The sequence below is a fragment of the Streptomyces sp. TRM68416 genome (genome assembly GCF_014596915.1).
Classification (GTDB): domain Bacteria; phylum Actinomycetota; class Actinomycetes; order Streptomycetales; family Streptomycetaceae; genus Streptomyces.
Map to the genome: position 1 here is coordinate 164800 of NZ_JACVWU010000002.1, position 14926 is coordinate 179725.

General features: G+C 71.8%; 12 protein-coding genes and 1 tRNA gene. 3 read left to right on the plus strand and 10 right to left on the minus strand.

Annotated features, from left to right (window positions below; translation table 11 throughout):
* Nucleotides 1-8 precede the first annotated feature (8 nt).
* On the minus strand, nt 9-566 hold the full coding sequence (locus ICC28_RS03920; protein WP_188286961.1) for an HIT family protein: 558 nt from the start codon (nt 564-566) through the stop codon (nt 9-11).
* 67 nt (nt 567-633) lie between these two features.
* On the opposite strand from ICC28_RS03920, the gene ICC28_RS03925 reads away from it, so the two are divergent.
* The gene (locus tag ICC28_RS03925; protein WP_188286962.1) at nt 634-1290 is read left to right on the plus strand and encodes a potassium channel family protein; all 657 of its coding nucleotides are present in this window, start codon (nt 634-636) and stop codon (nt 1288-1290) included.
* Between the two features lie 31 nt (nt 1291-1321).
* On the opposite strand, the gene thrS is transcribed toward ICC28_RS03925, so the two are convergent.
* The 3 genes from thrS to ICC28_RS03940 all read right to left on the minus strand — a co-directional run bounded on the left by thrS (nt 1322) and on the right by ICC28_RS03940 (nt 5327).
* Nucleotides 1322-3298, minus strand: coding sequence for a threonine--tRNA ligase (thrS, locus tag ICC28_RS03930; RefSeq protein ID WP_188286963.1), 1977 nt, complete (start codon nt 3296-3298; stop codon nt 1322-1324).
* Nucleotides 3299-3552: 254 nt separating this feature from the next.
* Nucleotides 3553-4764 (minus strand): hypothetical protein, encoded by a 1212-nt coding sequence (locus ICC28_RS03935; RefSeq protein WP_188286964.1) that lies wholly within the window; start codon nt 4762-4764, stop codon nt 3553-3555.
* Nucleotides 4761-5327 carry a DUF4365 domain-containing protein gene (locus ICC28_RS03940; RefSeq protein WP_188286965.1) on the minus strand — a complete coding sequence of 189 codons (567 nt, stop codon included), beginning with the start codon at nt 5325-5327 and terminating at the stop codon, nt 4761-4763. Before ICC28_RS03940 ends, ICC28_RS03935 begins: the two co-directional genes overlap by 4 nt.
* A gap of 179 nt (nt 5328-5506) precedes the next feature.
* Here ICC28_RS03940 and ICC28_RS03945 point away from each other — a divergent pair, with 179 nt between their 5' ends.
* On the plus strand, nt 5507-6232 hold the full coding sequence (locus ICC28_RS03945; RefSeq protein WP_188286966.1) for a 3'-5' exonuclease: 726 nt from the start codon (nt 5507-5509) through the stop codon (nt 6230-6232).
* A gap of 40 nt (nt 6233-6272) precedes the next feature.
* Here ICC28_RS03945 and ICC28_RS03950 read toward each other — a convergent pair.
* Nucleotides 6273-6344, minus strand: a tRNA-Val gene (locus ICC28_RS03950).
* 39 nt (nt 6345-6383) lie between these two features.
* A complete protein-coding gene (locus ICC28_RS03955) occupies nt 6384-6830 on the minus strand; it encodes an SRPBCC family protein (RefSeq protein WP_188286967.1) in 447 nt (148 codons plus the stop codon).
* Between the two features lie 84 nt (nt 6831-6914).
* Here ICC28_RS03955 and ICC28_RS03960 point away from each other — a divergent pair, with 84 nt between their 5' ends.
* Nucleotides 6915-9563 (plus strand): SCO7613 C-terminal domain-containing membrane protein, encoded by a 2649-nt coding sequence (locus ICC28_RS03960; RefSeq protein WP_223188331.1) that lies wholly within the window; start codon nt 6915-6917, stop codon nt 9561-9563.
* Nucleotides 9564-9615: 52 nt separating this feature from the next.
* Here ICC28_RS03960 and ICC28_RS03965 read toward each other — a convergent pair whose 3' ends face one another.
* From ICC28_RS03965 to ICC28_RS03980, 4 genes are all read right to left on the minus strand, one after another.
* The gene (locus ICC28_RS03965) at nt 9616-12357 is read right to left on the minus strand and encodes a Tat pathway signal sequence domain protein (RefSeq protein WP_188286969.1); all 2742 of its coding nucleotides are present in this window, start codon (nt 12355-12357) and stop codon (nt 9616-9618) included.
* Between the two features lie 114 nt (nt 12358-12471).
* Nucleotides 12472-13062: a hypothetical protein gene (locus ICC28_RS03970; RefSeq protein ID WP_188286970.1), complete on the minus strand. Its 591-nt coding sequence runs from the start codon at nt 13060-13062 to the stop codon at nt 12472-12474.
* Between the two features lie 27 nt (nt 13063-13089).
* The gene (locus ICC28_RS03975; protein WP_188286971.1) at nt 13090-13962 is read right to left on the minus strand and encodes a carbohydrate ABC transporter permease; all 873 of its coding nucleotides are present in this window, start codon (nt 13960-13962) and stop codon (nt 13090-13092) included.
* The gene (locus ICC28_RS03980; protein WP_188286972.1) at nt 13959-14915 is read right to left on the minus strand and encodes a carbohydrate ABC transporter permease; all 957 of its coding nucleotides are present in this window, start codon (nt 14913-14915) and stop codon (nt 13959-13961) included. The genes ICC28_RS03975 and ICC28_RS03980 overlap by 4 nt, the downstream gene beginning before the upstream one ends.
* Nucleotides 14916-14926 lie beyond the last annotated feature (11 nt).

Here is a 14926-nt window from a genome sequence, read left to right on the forward strand (position 1 = left end):
GACAGGCCCTAGGCCGGCCAGGCCTCCGCGAGCATCTTGCGGGTGTCCGCGAGCAGTTGCGGCAGGACCTTCGTGTGGCCGACGACCGGCATGAAGTTCGTGTCGCCGCCCCAGCGCGGGACGATGTGCTGGTGGAGGTGGGCGGCGATGCCGGCGCCGGCGACCGTGCCCTGGTTCATGCCGATGTTGAAGCCGTGCGCGCCGGACGCGGCGCGCAGGGCCGTCATCGCCTGCTTGGTGAGCGCCGCCAGCTCGACCGTCTCGGGCTCGGTGAGGTCGGTGTAGTCCGCGACATGGCGGTAGGGCACGACCATCAGGTGACCGCCGTTGTACGGGTACAGGTTGAGCACCGCGTACACCAGCTCACCGCGCTGGACCACCAGCCCGTCCTCGTCGGACTTGGCCGGAATCGAGCAGAAGGGACACCCGTCGTCGGCCCCCGGGCCGGTCGGCTTGTTCTCGCCCTGGATGTAGGCCATCCGATGGGGTGTCCACAGGCGCTGGAACGCGTCCTGCGTCCCCACTCCCCACTGCTGCTCCGGCTCACTCGTCATGCAGTGCAGCATATGGCTTCGCCCGTTCGGGGCGTGTCGCCGGGGCCGCGGGAAAAGGCTCCCGCGCGAAGCTGTGCGGATGGACGACGACAGCCGCACGGCTCGCTGGGAGCAACGCCTGGAGATGCCCCTCGCCGTGGCATCCCTGGCCTACCTCACCTCGTACGCGGTCCGGGTCCTCGCCCGTGACCTGCCGGAGTCCTGGCGCGCACTGTGCCTGGCCACGACGCTCACCGCCTGGGCGGTGTTCGTCGTCGACTACGCGGTGCGCTGGCGCCTGAGCGGACAACGCCTGCGCTTCATTCGCAGCCACCCGATCGACACCGTGGTCCTGCTGCTGCCCCTGCTGCGGCCGCTCCGGATCGTGAAGGTCTACGAGGCGGTGCAGCACCGGCACGGCCGCCCCCGCCTCCCCCTGCACGGCCGCGTGATCGCCTACGCCGGGATCGCCACCGTACTCCTCGGCTTCGCCGGCGCCCTCGCCGTCTACCAGCAGGAACGGGACGCCGCGGGCACCACCATGCGCTCCTTCGGCGACGCCGTGTGGTGGACGTGCTCCACCCTGACGACCGTCGGCTACGGCGACATCGCCCCGGTGACCCCGCTGGGGCGCGTGATCGCGGCCGGGATGATGGCCTGCGGCCTGGCGCTGCTGGGGGCTGTGACCGGGTCGTTCTCGTCCTGGCTGCTCCAGACCTTCGCCCGCGAGGACGACGAAAGGCCCCCGGGGAGCTGAACTCCCCGGGGGCCTCGCGTACGGCGTCGGATCAGACCTGTGTCCGCTCCTCGACGACCTTCGCGATCTTCGCGATGGCCTCGTCGAACGGGATGCCGTTCTCCTGCGAGCCGTCGCGGTAGCGGAAGGAGACGGCGTTGTTGGCCATGTCCTCGTCGCCCGCGATGACCATGAAGGGCACCTTCTGCTTCTGGGCGTTCCTGATCTTCTTCTGCATGCGGTCCGAGGAGGAGTCCACCTCGACCCGCAGGCCCTTGCGCTTGGCGGCCGAGGCGAACTTCGCCAGGTAGTCCACGTGCGCGTCGCCGATCGGGATGCCGATCGCCTGCACCGGCGCGAGCCACGCCGGGAACGCGCCCGCGTAGTGCTCCAGGAGCACCGCGAAGAACCGCTCGATGGAGCCGAACAGTGCGCGGTGGATCATGACCGGGCGCTGCTTGGCGCCGTCCGCGCCGGTGTACTCCAGGTCGAACCGCTCGGGCAGGTTGAAGTCGAGCTGGATGGTCGACATCTGCCAGGTGCGGCCGATGGCGTCCTTGGTCTGGACGGAGATCTTCGGGCCGTAGAAGGCGGCGCCGCCCGGGTCCGGGACCAGCGGCAGGCCCTGCTTCTCGGCGACCTGGCGCAGCGTCTCGGTCGCCTCCTCCCAGACCTCGTCGGAGCCGACGAACTTCTCCGGGTCCTTGGTGGACAGCTCCAGGTAGAAGTCGGTCAGACCGTAGTCGCGCAGCAGGCCGAGGACGAAGGTGAGCGTCTTGTCGAGCTCCTCCGACATCTGCTCACGGGTGCAGTAGATGTGCGCGTCGTCCTGCGTGAAGCCGCGCGCGCGTGTGAGGCCGTGCACCACGCCGGACTTCTCGTACCGGTACACGGTCCCGAACTCGAAGAGGCGCAGCGGCAGTTCACGGTAGGACCGCCCGCGCGCGTCGAAGATCAGGTTGTGCATCGGGCAGTTCATGGGCTTGAGGTAGTAGTCCACGCCCTCGTCGAGCTGCATGGGCGGGTACATGCCGTCGGCGTACCAGTCCAGGTGGCCCGAGGTCTCGAAGAGCTTCCCCTTCGTCGCGTGCGGGGTGTAGACGAACTCGTAGCCCTCTTCCTCGTGGCGGCGCCGCGAGTAGTCCTCCATCACACGGCGGACGACGCCGCCCTTGGGGTGGAAGACGGCGAGGCCGGAGCCGATCTGCTCCGGGATGGAGAAGAGGTCCAGCTCGGAGCCGAGCTTGCGGTGGTCGCGCTTCTCGGCCTCGGCGAGGAAGTCGAGGTAGCCCTTCAGCTCGTCCTTGGACGGCCAGGCGGTGCCGTAGATGCGCTGGAGCATGGGGTTCTTCTCGCTGCCGCGCCAGTAGGCGGCCGCGTTGCGCATCAGCTTGAACGCCGGGATGAGGCGGGTGGAGGGCAGGTGGGGACCGCGGCAGAGGTCCTTCCAGCACAGCTCGCCGGTCTTGGCGTCCAGGTTGTCGTAGATCGTCAGCTCACCGGCGCCGACTTCGACGTCCGCGCCGTCGTCGGAGGAGGCGGAGCCCTTGAGGCCGATCAGCTCCAGCTTGTAGGGCTCGTCGGCGAGCTCCTCACGGGCGGCCTCGTCGGTGACCACGCGGCGGGCGAACTTCTGCCCCCGCTTCTGGATCTCCTGCATCTTCTTCTCGATGGCCTTGAGATCCTCGGGCGTGAACGGCTTCTCGACGTCGAAGTCGTAGTAGAAGCCGTCCTTGACCGGCGGGCCGATGCCCAGCTTGGCCTCGGGGAAGAGTTCCTGCACGGCCTGGGCCATGACGTGCGCGGTGGAGTGGCGCAGGATGTTCAGACCGTCCTCGGAGGAGATCTCCACACCCTCGACGGTCTCGCCGTCGGCGAGGACGTAGGCGAGGTCCTTCAGCTCACCACCCACGCGCGCGGCGATGATCGAGCGCTCGCCGGCGAAGAGGTCGGCCGCCGTAGTGCCCGTCGTCACCACGCGCTCTTCCCGCTCGGAATCGCGTTGGATGATCACACGGACGTCTGACACCGGTCTCTCCTGACTGCAGGTGGGGTGCGGCGCCATACCGGGAGCGCGCGCAAGAGGGAATCGTACCGACCCACCCCCTCCGACCGCGAAACGGATAATGTCCACACCCGCCGCCACCGACCGCCCAGCCCCCGCCGCAGGTCCCCGCTCAGCCCCGACTCAGGCCGCCACTCAGCACCGCCGCAGGCCCCCGCCGCCCACTCCCTGCGGCAAGCCCCCACCCAGCCCCAGCCCCACCCCCGCCCGCCCACCGCTCACTCCCCGCCGCAGGCCTCCTCGAAGAAGTCGAGGTTCTCCTGCAGCGACTTCATCAGCCGGTCCCGTTCCGCCTCGTCGACCTGGACGGGTACGACGCAGGAGGCGCCGGTGAGCCTGCGGAACCCGCCGCGGCTCTCCAGCCGTCCGTGCACGCGCACGGGCAGGCCCACCAGGTGGGCGTGGCCGGCGATGCGATAGGCCTCTTCGTCCAGGGTCAGCCGGACGTGCGGGATCTCGGCCCCGGCCAGCACCCGCAGCCGTACGGCGCCCTCCCCGCGCGGCCCCGATCTGCGCATCCGGACCACCGTGCCGGTGATGCGGACGGCCACGGACGGCTCCTCGCGCAGATAGCGGGCCCCGGCCTCGCGCAGTGCCGGCAGGTCGCCGGGCGAGAACTCGACGGCCTCGGCGTGCGCCGCGCAGCCGTCCGGGACCCCCGCGCCGGGCGCCCACTCGACGGCGACCCGCGCGCCCTCGGTGCCCCGGACGAGGGCGATCAACGCCTCGGTGAGCTCACGGCTCACCCCTGCCGTCACGGCACCGTCGAAGGCGTCCATGCCGCCGGTGGCCCGCTGGTAGTCGATGGCCTCGCGGGCGGCGTACAGGGCCTGGTGCAGGCGTACGGCAAGAGGGCGGGCGGTGGCGACGGGGGCGAAGGCGGTCAGGTGGCCGCCGACCGGGGAGCCGACGAGGACGTCCTCCAGCAGCGCGGCAGCGGGGCGGCGGTGCCGGGCGCCGTAGTAGCCGGCCCGCGCGCGTGTGGCGAGGGCGGCGGCCAGGAGCATCTGGCGGGCGGCGGCGCGCAGTTGCTCCTCGACGGTCCAGGGCACGGTGCCGGCCGGGCCGGCGGGGGCGTCGCGCCACCAGCGGATCTCGTCGCTGGGGACGACGAGGGAGACGAGCACCTCGCGCGCGGAGGGCGTGCCGCTGCGGGACAGGGCGACGAGCGCCTCGCCGAGCAGGTCCTCGCTGTCGGGGAAGGCGCGGCTCTCGGGCACCAGCAGGCTCGTCCCGCCGCCGCCCGGGCCGGGCGGGGTCCAGCGGCCGTAGCGTCCGGCGGCGCCCCCGCGGCGCTGCCAGCCGTGCCGGCGCAGCAGGGCGCCGAGGACGGCGGGGTCCACCTGGCCTGGCTCGGGGGGCCGGTGCCAGGTGTCGGCGGGGTGCGGCCGGACCGGCCGCAGGGGTTCCTCGGTGGGGCGGTGCGTCATGGTCTGCCTCCCGTCCCGACCCGCGTCATGATCTCGCACAGCGCCCGGTCGTCGAAGACGCGTGCGGTCGGTATGCGCACGGTGGTCCGGGTCCGGCCGGTGACCGGGTGGCCGGCGAGGTTGACCCAGTAGCAGCAGTGTCTGAGGTCGAGCCGGTCGTGGCTGGCGCGCAGCCAGTCGTCCTGGGACCGGGGCACGAGCATCACGACGAGGATCTTGTGCACGGAGACCGGGGTGCGGGCGAGCTTGCGCAGGTGGTCGTTGTCCAGCGTGAAGGAGAAGGAGCGGCCCGGCGGGTTGGGCGGGACCTGGTAGGTGGCCTTGAGCTGGACCTTGATGGTGACCTCGTCGTCGACGGTGTGCCCGGGTGAGCCGTGGCTGACGTGCCAGTCGATGCCGTTGTCGGGGAACGGCTGGGACAGCGAGCAGCCGGCGGCTGCGGCCACCGCGTGCAAGTAGCCCACCTGCAGTGTCTCCATGCAGGCGGTGGTGGCGAGTGTGCCGCGATGGGGGCCCGTACGTTCGGGCAGCAGCCCGCCCCGCTCGGGCTGCGCTATCGCCATGACCAACAGCCTTCCCAGCCAAGTGAATTGCGTGATTCCGCGCGAACGGGCTCGCTGAACTGCAAAGACCCGTACCTCTGTTGTCTCCTTCCGGCGTACGGCGCAAACAGCCCGGGTATCACCAAACGGGCAGAAGACGGTGCGTCAGCTGCCGTGGGTGAACGAGGGGTTGTGCAGATATGGGGTGCTGGTACGAAGGCCCGCTGGCGGCATTCGACACAGAGACGACAGGCGTGGACGTCGAGACCGACCGAATCGTTTCGGCGGCGGTCGTCGTCCAGGACGCCCCGGGCACCCGGCCGCGGGTGACCCGGTGGCTGGTGAACCCGGGTGTGCCGGTGCCGGAGGCGGCGACGGCGGTGCACGGGCTGACGGAGGACCATCTGCACCGCAACGGCCGCTGGCCGGCGCCGGTGATGCAGGAGATAGCCGAGGTACTGGCCGAACAGGCGCTCGCGGGCCGCCCGCTGGTGGTGATGAACGCGCCGTTCGACCTGACGATGCTGGACCGCGAGCTGCGCCGCCATCGCGCGTCGTCGCTCGACCACTGGTTCCAGACGAGTCCGCTGCTGGTGCTCGATCCGCGGGTGCTCGACAAGCACCTGGACCGCTACCGCAAGGGCCGCCGCACGCTCACCGACCTGTGCGGGCACTACGGCGTCACCCTGGACGGCGCGCACGAGGCGGGCGCCGACGCGCTGGCCGCCATGGAGGTCGTACGGGCGGTGGGGCGCCGGTTCGCGGCGCGGCTCGAGCGTCTCTCCCCCGCCGAACTGCACACGTTGCAGGCGGTGTGGCACGCGGCGCAGGCACGTGGCCTTCAGGCGTGGTTCGCGCGCAGCGGCAGCGAGGAGGCGGTGGACCCGGCGTGGCCGCTGCGTCCGGATCTGCCGGCGGCGGCATGAAGAAGGCCGGTCCGCGTTGCTGCGGACCGGCCTTTCCCGGTGGGCGATACTGGGTTCGAACCAGTGACCTCTTCGGTGTGAACGAAGCGCTCTCCCACTGAGCTAATCGCCCGGGAACGCACTGAACAATACAGGTCTCCGCGGCTTTCCTTCAAACCGCTTCCAAGTGCGCGGCCAGGCCACGCCGTCCGGCCCGCATCATCAGCCGGTGGTTGGCGCGGAAGACGGGCCGTCCCGGCACGGCGAGTCGGCGCAGGAGCGGCTTGTGCACGTCGACGACCTGGTCGTAGCGGACGCGGGTGCCGGTGCCGTCCGGGGTAAGAGTCCAGCGTGCCCAGCCCTCCAGGTCGCCGGTCATGGCGATCTCCAGGACCCCGGCGGCCGCGTCGCGCCGCACCTCACGAGCGGTGAAGGTCAGCTCGTAGGGCAGGAGGGCGCGAATCCGGACCAGGCCGCTGGTGTCGTCGAGGCGGTGCACCTCGCGGACCTGGGGCCACCAGCGGGGGTAGTCCTCGGCGTGTTCCAGGACGTCGTAGACGACGGCCGGGGGTGCGGGCAGGGTCCACACGGTGCGGAAGCGGTAATGGGACCAGTCCATGGACTGAGTGTGGCACCGGATCTGAGTACGTTCTGAGTATCCGCGCTCATGTCCGGCGGGGTGACGCGGACCACACTTCGACCCATGACGCACAACCCGTCCCCGGTCGAGGAGTTGCGGCTCCTCGACACCGAGCTGTGGCAACTGGACGCACGCCGCGCCCAGTTGCTGGCCCGTCGCGTCCGGCTGGTCGCCGCGCTCGACGCGGCCCGCCCGGCGCAGCCCTTCGCGGCGCCCTCCGCGCTCCCGCGCCCCGAGGCCTCGGGGCCCCGGGTGCAGAACGTGCTGCTGGCCCTCGGCGGAGTCCTGCTCGCCATCGCCGCGACGGCGTTCACGCTGGTCAGCTGGGGCCACCTGGGCATCGCCGGGCGGGCCATGGTGCTGGGTGCGGTCACGGCGGCGGCGCTGTGCGCGCCGGTGGTGCTGCTGCGGCGCGGGCTGCGGTCGACGGCCGAGGCGGTGGCCGGCCTCGGGCTGGCACTGACGGTCCTGGACGCCTACGCGCTGCACGAGGTGGCGCTCGCCGGGGTGGACGGCGTCGGGTACACGGCGGGTGCGGCGGCGGCACTGGCGGCCCTGTGGACGGCGTACGGTCTGCTGCCGCGCGCGCGTGAGCTGCGTCTGCCGTGGCCCGCCGCGCTGGCCGCGGCTCAACTCCCGCTGCTGCTCTGGGCGGTGGCGGCGGATGCCGGACCGTATCTGCTGGCCGCCGCGCTGCTCGTGACGGCCGGGTTCGACACAGGAGTGGCGCTCCGGGTGCCGGTCCGTTCCGTACGTCTCGCCGCGACCGTCGGCGCGTACGGCTCGGGCGCCTGGGGTGTGCTGGCGGCCGGAGGTCTGTCGTGGACGGCCGCCGGTCCGAGCGCCGCCGCCCGTGCGGCGGCGCTCCTCGTCCTCGCCGCGGCGATCGCGCTCACCGCCGCCCGGCTCACGGCGCACCCCGGCACCTCGGCGCTGACCGCGCCGGCCGGCGGGCTGCTGCTGGTGGCGGCGTTCGGCGGCGTACTGCGGGTGGCCCTGCCGGACGCGTGGACGGTGCCCGCGTATCTGGCGTGCGGTGTCGCGCTGTTGGCGGCGGCGCGGCTGCCGGAGCCGGTGGGCGCGGGGATGCTGCGGGCCTGTGCCGGGGTTCTGGCGCTCGCGGTCCTGTGGGCCGTACCGCTGGTCGTCCTCACCCTGCTGGGCCCGGTCGCGTGGGTCGGCCGGGCCTGGTCCGGGGCGCCGTCGGACCTGCGCGCCGCGGTGGCCGTGGACGCGCCCTGGCCCGCGCAGACGGAGACGGTTCCGCTCGTTCTGGCCGCGGTGGCCGCCGTACTGGCCCTGGCGGTGCGGGACGCGACGTGGCGTCCTCGGGCGCTGACCGGTGCCCTGACCCTGACCTGGGCGGCGCTGCTCACCCTGCCGGCGGTGCTGGAACTGCCGTACGCCGTCGGCCTGTCGGCCCTGGGCATCACGACGGCGGCCGTCCTCGCGACGGCGGGGAGGCTACGGCCGTCCCGGCCCGTCGGCGAGAGCGCGAGCGCCGAGGCGGCCGAAGCCGCCGACGCTGCCGACGCGGGGAGCAGCGCCGCGGCTTGCGATGCCGAGCCGCCCGCTGCCACGCCGACCGGGCGGGACTCGACCAGGCCAGGCACCACCGGAGCACCCAAGCCCGCCGCAGCCCCGGCCTCCCCCGGCACTCAGCCGACCGCCCCGCCCACTGCCACCCCGACCAGGCCCGACTGGACCAGGCCAGGCGCCAGCGGGGGACCCAAGCCCGCCGCGGCGCCCGCCTTCCCCGACGCTCGGCCGGTCGCCCTCGTCCTCGCCCTCCTCTCCTCCCTCGTTCTCGCGGCCCTCTCGCTCGCCTCGCAGCCCGCGACCCTGTCCGTGCTGGGTGCGCTGACGGTTCTGTTCGCGGCGGCCTCCTGGCACCAGCACCTCGCCCCCGTCACCGCCCCGGCCGCGCTCGCGTACGCCACCGCGCTGGCCTGCGCGGTGGGCGCCGCGGCGCACTGGCCGCCGCAGCACACCGCGCTGCTGGTCCTCGCCGTCCCGGTGGCCGCCGCGCTGCTCGCCGCCAGGCTCGGCGGCGGTTCCCCCGCGACGCTCCCGATCGAGACGACGGGCGCCGCGGCGGGCCTGCTCGCCCTCGGGCTCGCGGTCACCGACCCGCCGCTGCTCGCCCTCGTCCTCGCCCTGTGCGGTGTGATCACCGCGGGCACGGCGCTACGAGCGGACCGTCGTCCCGTCGCCCACGCCTCCGCCGCCCTCTTCGCGCTGGCCACCTGGGTCCGGCTGGCGGCCTGGGGAGTGACCGCCCCGGAGGCGTACACGCTGCCGGTGACCGTGCCCGCCTTGGTCGTCGGCGTCCTGCTCCGGCGCCGCGATCCGCAGGCCTCGTCCTGGAGGGCGTACGGCCCCGGCCTCGCCGCGACCTTCGTGCCGAGCCTGGTCGCCGCCTGGGGCGACCCGGGCTGGACGCGCCCCCTGCTGCTGGGCCTCGCGGCGCTCGCGGTCACCCTGCTGGGCGCCCGCCACCACCTTCAGGCGCCGCTGCTGCTGGGCGGCGCGGTCCTCGCCGTGGACGCCCTGCACGAACTGGCCCCGTACCTGATCCAGATCGCCGGCGCACTCCCCCGCTGGGTGCCTCCGGCCCTGGCCGGCCTCCTCCTGCTGGCCCTCGGCGCGACCTACGAGCAGCGCATCCGGGACGCCCACCGGGTGCGGGACATGCTGGGCCGGCTGCACTGAGGCGCGCGCCCCAAGGGGGGCGCGGGGTGACTCCCCGCGCCCCAGCGGAACGTCACGGCATCTTGTCCCCGACCAGCGCCAGGTTCTGGATCGCCGCAAGCCCGTACAGCGCGGTCGCGTTCGTGGACACCCACGCGGCCTCGCTGCCGCCGACGAGGGCCGTCGGCCCCTCGATCTTCTTCGTGGACCAGTCGGTCGACTCCTTGTAGTCCCACGTGTCGCGGCTGCGGTAGAACTGCTGCCAGGCCCGCGCGGCCAGCCCGTCGTCACCCAACTGGACGGCGGCGTAGGCGTCCTGACGCGAGTGGCCCTGGAACAGCAGCAGCGTGCCGAAGTTCGAGCCGTACCGGGCGGCCTGTTCGGCCTTGCTGGCGTTGTAGTAGCGGCAGTAGTCCAGCCATGCCTCCTTGAACTTCGGCATGTCGACCTGGTCGATCAGCTCGGCGCACAGCTCGACCAGGCCGAACATCGCCGACAGGTGCGAGACGCCGACCTTGGGCTCCTCGTCGATCGCGAACTTCCCGGTGTCGAGGTCGTAGAGGGCGCTGCCCTGGACGAAGCCGTTGGGCTGGGCGGCGATGGTCTCCATGGTGGAGAGCACCCGGGCCTTGGCCTTCTTCCACTTGGGCCCGCGCCGTTCCCACTCGGTGAGCCAGGCGGAGACCAGCCCGGACCAGTCGGTGCCGAAGCCGATCGAGAGGGCGTTGCGGTCCGGCTCGTAGGGTTCGGTGCGGATCTTGCGGATGGGGTCGAGGACGAGGAACGTCTCGTCGGAGTCGACGTTGGCGTGCATGAGGTCGCCGACGCGTTCGTCCGCGGTGAGGAAGTAGTAGTAGCGGCGGTAGGTGGTGTTGGCGATGCGCTGCTGCTTGGCGCTGTCGGCGTAGTGCTGGACGCCGTGCCGGGTGCCGAGCCCCGCCCACTTGCCGATGTGGTAGACGTCCACCTCACCGGTGTGCCGGGTCATGGCCTCCGCGAAGCGGAAGATGTCGGCGCGGCCGGAGCGCATGTACGCGAACCACAGCCAGAGGTCGGGCGACAGCTCGGAGTTGTCCCAGGCGTAGCCTCCGACGTCGTAGCACCACTGGTGGCGGCTGGGGTCGTAGCTGTGCATGATGTCGCCGTAGTCCCAGAAGCCGTACCAACGGCGCATCTCCACCTGGTCCTTGTAGTAGGTGAAGAGGAAGTCGAGGTGGTCCTCGATCTTCGACTTGGCGTCGGTGGAGCGGTCCGGCTCGGAGAACAGCCCGCCGAACACGCCGGCCTTGATGAGTTGCTGGGGCGGTGCGGCGAGCTGGGGCGGGGTGCGGACGGCCTCGACCTGCCGGGCCATGGTCTCGGCGTCGGGCGTGGACTCGTGGGCCCAGAAGAGGAGTTCGCTGGTGCGGGCGATTCCGTAGGGGGTGCCGAAGCCGGGTTCGTAGTCCTCGTAGGTGATGTTGAGGCCTTCGAGCTGTTCGGGGTAGGTGTCCTGGCCCATGCCGTCGTGGTAGAAGCGCAGGTCCATGGGCTGGGCCTCGGGCGACCAGAGCCAGAGGGTGACCTGGGCCTCGTCGGTCTGGGCGTCGCGGATGTCGAGCTGGGCGGGGTGCTTCTCCCAGAAGTCCCTGATGCCGAAGGCGAAGCCGCCGCTCGCGCCGCCGACGTATCCGAAGCCGCTGGCCCGTCGGCCGCCGCCCGCGGGGATCCAGCCGTGGCCCTTCTTGGTGCGCTTGCGTACGGCGAAGCCGTCGGCGGAGAGCTGGGAGAGGGTGTAGTCGCCCCACTCCGGGATGTACTGGAGGCGGGTGGTGACGCGCTGGTCCCAGGTTGAGGGGTCCGGCAGCTTCCTGCCCTCGAACTGCGCCTCCCGTACGACGGCTCCCGGGTCGCGGCGCAGTCCGGTGATGCCCTTGACCGCCTCGCGCAGCAGGCCGGTGCCCTCGCCGCCGATGCGGATGTGGCGGTCGTAGGACTCGTCCCGCAGGGGGACGGTGAAGCGGACGCCGAGTCCGCGGATGAAGTCGCCGCTCGCCTTGCCGGGTTCCTGGGTGCCGTCGTAGGTGATGGTGTGCATCATGCGGAAGGACTCGGCGCCGGCGTAGAAGTAGAGCCGGATCGAGAAGGGCAGCCAACTGCGTGTGCCCTTGCGGTGTTTGCCGTCGATGCGGACGACCGCGCGGACGGGGCCGTCCTGTTCGACCTCGACCTCGCCGATGACGCTGTCGAACCGTTCGACCTTGGTGGCCGTCTGGTCGCCGTCCTCGATCTCGGGCTGGCGCAGGAGGACCAGCCGGCCGTCCTTGGCGATCTCGGTGCCGCCGCGGCGCACGGACTTGACGAGGACGGAGCCGCTCTTGCCGATCTTGGCGGTGATGACGCCGGTCGACACGTCGATGGTGCCGCCGCGCTTGTCGACGGTGACCTTCTTGGCGGGGGCCGCGGGCGTGCCGGGGGCGAGGGTGAGCTTGCCGGAGCCCGAGCCGACCGCGTGCGCGGTCCACTTCAGGGAGCCGTCGGGCCAGTAGGCGATCGGCCAGGACTGGACGGGGACGTCCTTGCCGTCGGCGTCCGTCAGCGCGAACGTCTGGTCCTTGTCGTAGGCGCCCTTGGGCCAGGGCACGCCCACGGTGGAGCCGGGAGCGGCGCCGAGGCCGCCCTTCTCCAGCCAGTCCAGGGTCACCGGTTCGGCGTCCGCTGCCGCAGCCGCGGGCGCGGCCTGCGCGCTCGACGTGCCGAGCGCCCAGCTGAACTGCGCGGCGGCTCCGGTGACGGCGGCCGTCTTGAGGAGGGATCTGCGGTCGATGGGGGACATCGCCTTTCCTTTCCGTGCGGGTGGATCGGGGCAGGGCAAAGGTGTGCGGTCAGGGGCATGACAGAGAGAGGTACGGCGCCCAGGGCGCCGACCCGGTGGCGAGGGCGCCGCCGGTCAGCGGCGCCGGTACCGCTCCTCGACGGCGACGGCCGCCGCGGCGACGGCCCCGAGGACGGGGACCGCCAGGGGGGTGACGAAGGCACCGGACAGGGCTACGACGGCCAGGCCGCCGACGATCAGGAAGGACCCGGCGGGGTCGAGCACGGTCCGGCGCACGGCGGCCGGGAGCAGCGCCCGCCAGGACGCGTCCGGCGTCCAGACGGCAGCCGCCCGCAGCAGCGCCACGGTCAGCCCGATCAGTGCGAACAGACCGACGGCCCCGACGAACCGCCCGCCGGGCAGGCCGGCCCGGGCGGCCAGGACGTCCACCCAGACCGCGGCGGCCACCGCCCAGCCGGCGAGCCCGGCGGCCCACCCGCCGCGCACGGCCGCCCGGAAGTCCGCGACGAACTCCCGCCACCCGCCGCCCTCGTGGCCGATGCGGCGCCGCAGGTGCCGGGCGCCGGCCGCGAAGGCGGCGGGATACGTGACGACTCCGAGGCAGCCCACGGCGATCCACACCCCGGTGAGCAGCGTCTCGGCGAAGACGGAGAACCGCTCGCCGAACACGGACTCCTTGCGTGCCTTCACGCGTGCCTGCGCCATGGTGAACGCCTCAGCCCTTTCGCTCGCCTACTTGAGTCCGGAGGTCGCCATGCCGTCGATGAGATAGCGCTGGAAGGCCATGAAGAAGGCGATGACCGGGATCAACGCCACCAGCGACATCGCGATCATGCTGCCGTAGTTGGAGATGCCCTCCTGGTCGCGGAACATCATCAGGCCGAGCGAGACGGTGTACTTCTCGGGGGTGTTGAGGTAGATCAACGGCCCCATGAAGTCGTTCCAGGCGTTGATGAAGGTGAAGATCGCGCTGGTGATGAGGGCGGGACGGGCCAGCGGCAGCACGATGGACCAGTAGGTCCTGAAGTGTCCGCAGCCGTCGAGCTTGGCGGCCTCGTCCAGCTCGCGCGGCAGCCCGCGCATGAACTGCACCATCAGGAAGACGAAGAACGCCTCCGTGGCCAGGAACTTGCCCGCGACGAGCGGCACCAGGGTGTCGGTGAGCTCCAGGTTCCGGAAGAGCACGTACTGCGGGATGAGCAGAACGTGGTACGGCAGCAGCAGCGTGCCGATCATCAGGGTGAACAGCAGGTTCCGCCCGGCGAACCGGATCTTGGCGAAGGCGTACGCGGTCAGCGAGCTGGACAGCACGACACCGGCCACGGCGAGGACCGCGTACATCAGCGAGTTCCAGAAGAAGCTGCTGATGGAGATGCCGGAGATGCCGTCGGCGAGTCCGGAGAAGTTCTCCCAGACCGGGTCGGTGGGCAGCAGGTCGAGGCTGGCGATGATGTCCTTGCTCGGCTTGAACGAGGCACCGACCACCCAGACCACGGGGTACAGGACGACCGCGAGGACCAGGAGCGCGCCCACGTGCCAGGCGATCGATCCGGTGCGCCGCCGCTCGTTCGCGGTGCGCCGGGCGGGCGTGGTGGCAGTGGTCACTTGGCGGCCTCCTCGTAGTGCACCCACTTCTTCTGCGACCAGAACAGGACCGCCGTGACGAGCGCCACCGCGACCACCAGCGTCCAGGCCATCGCGGAGGCGAAGCCCATCTGGGCCTCCTTGAAGCCCTTCTGGTACAGGTAGCAGGTGTAGACGAGCGTGGCGTCGGCGGGCCCGCACCGGGTGTCGGAGACGACGTAGGCCGAGCCGAACACCTGGAACGCGTGGATGGACTCCAGCAGTACGTTGAAGAAGAGCACCGGGGAGATCATCGGCAGCGTGATGTTCCAGAACCGCCGCAGGGGACCGGCCCCGTCCACCTCGGCGGCCTCGTACAGCTCGCGCGGGACCTGCTTGAGGCCGGCGAGGAAGATGACCATCGGGGCGCCGAACTGCCAGATGCTCAGGGCCACCAGGGCGTAGAGGACATAGTCCGGGTTGCCGATCCAGCCGCCGACCTCGACGCCGAAGATCTTCTGTGAACGGTCCACGATCGCGTCGTCCGAGAACAGCGCCCGCCATACGAAGCCCACGGAGACGCTGGCGCCGATGAGCGAGGGCATGTAGAACGCGGCCCGGTACAGGCCCTGTCCGCGCCGGCTCTGCGCGAGCAGCAGGGCGACGCCGAGGGCGAGCAGCAGCTTCAGCGGGGTGGCCACGACGACGTACTTGAGCGTGACCTCGACCGACCTCTGCCAGCGCGGGTCCTGGAACATCGTCGTGAAGTTGTCCAGACCGACCCACTGGGGCGGCGTGAACAGGTTGTAGCTGGTGAACGCGTAGTACAGCGACGCGATCATCGGCCCCGCCGTGAGCAGCAGGAACCCCGCGATCCACGGCGACATGAAGAGGTAGCCGGCGAGGTTCTCGCGGCGCCGCCCGCGCCGCCCGGCACCGGGAGCGGCGGACCGCTTCCCGGCCAGGCGCACGGGCGCTTCCTTGACGAGCGTCATGGTGGTACGTC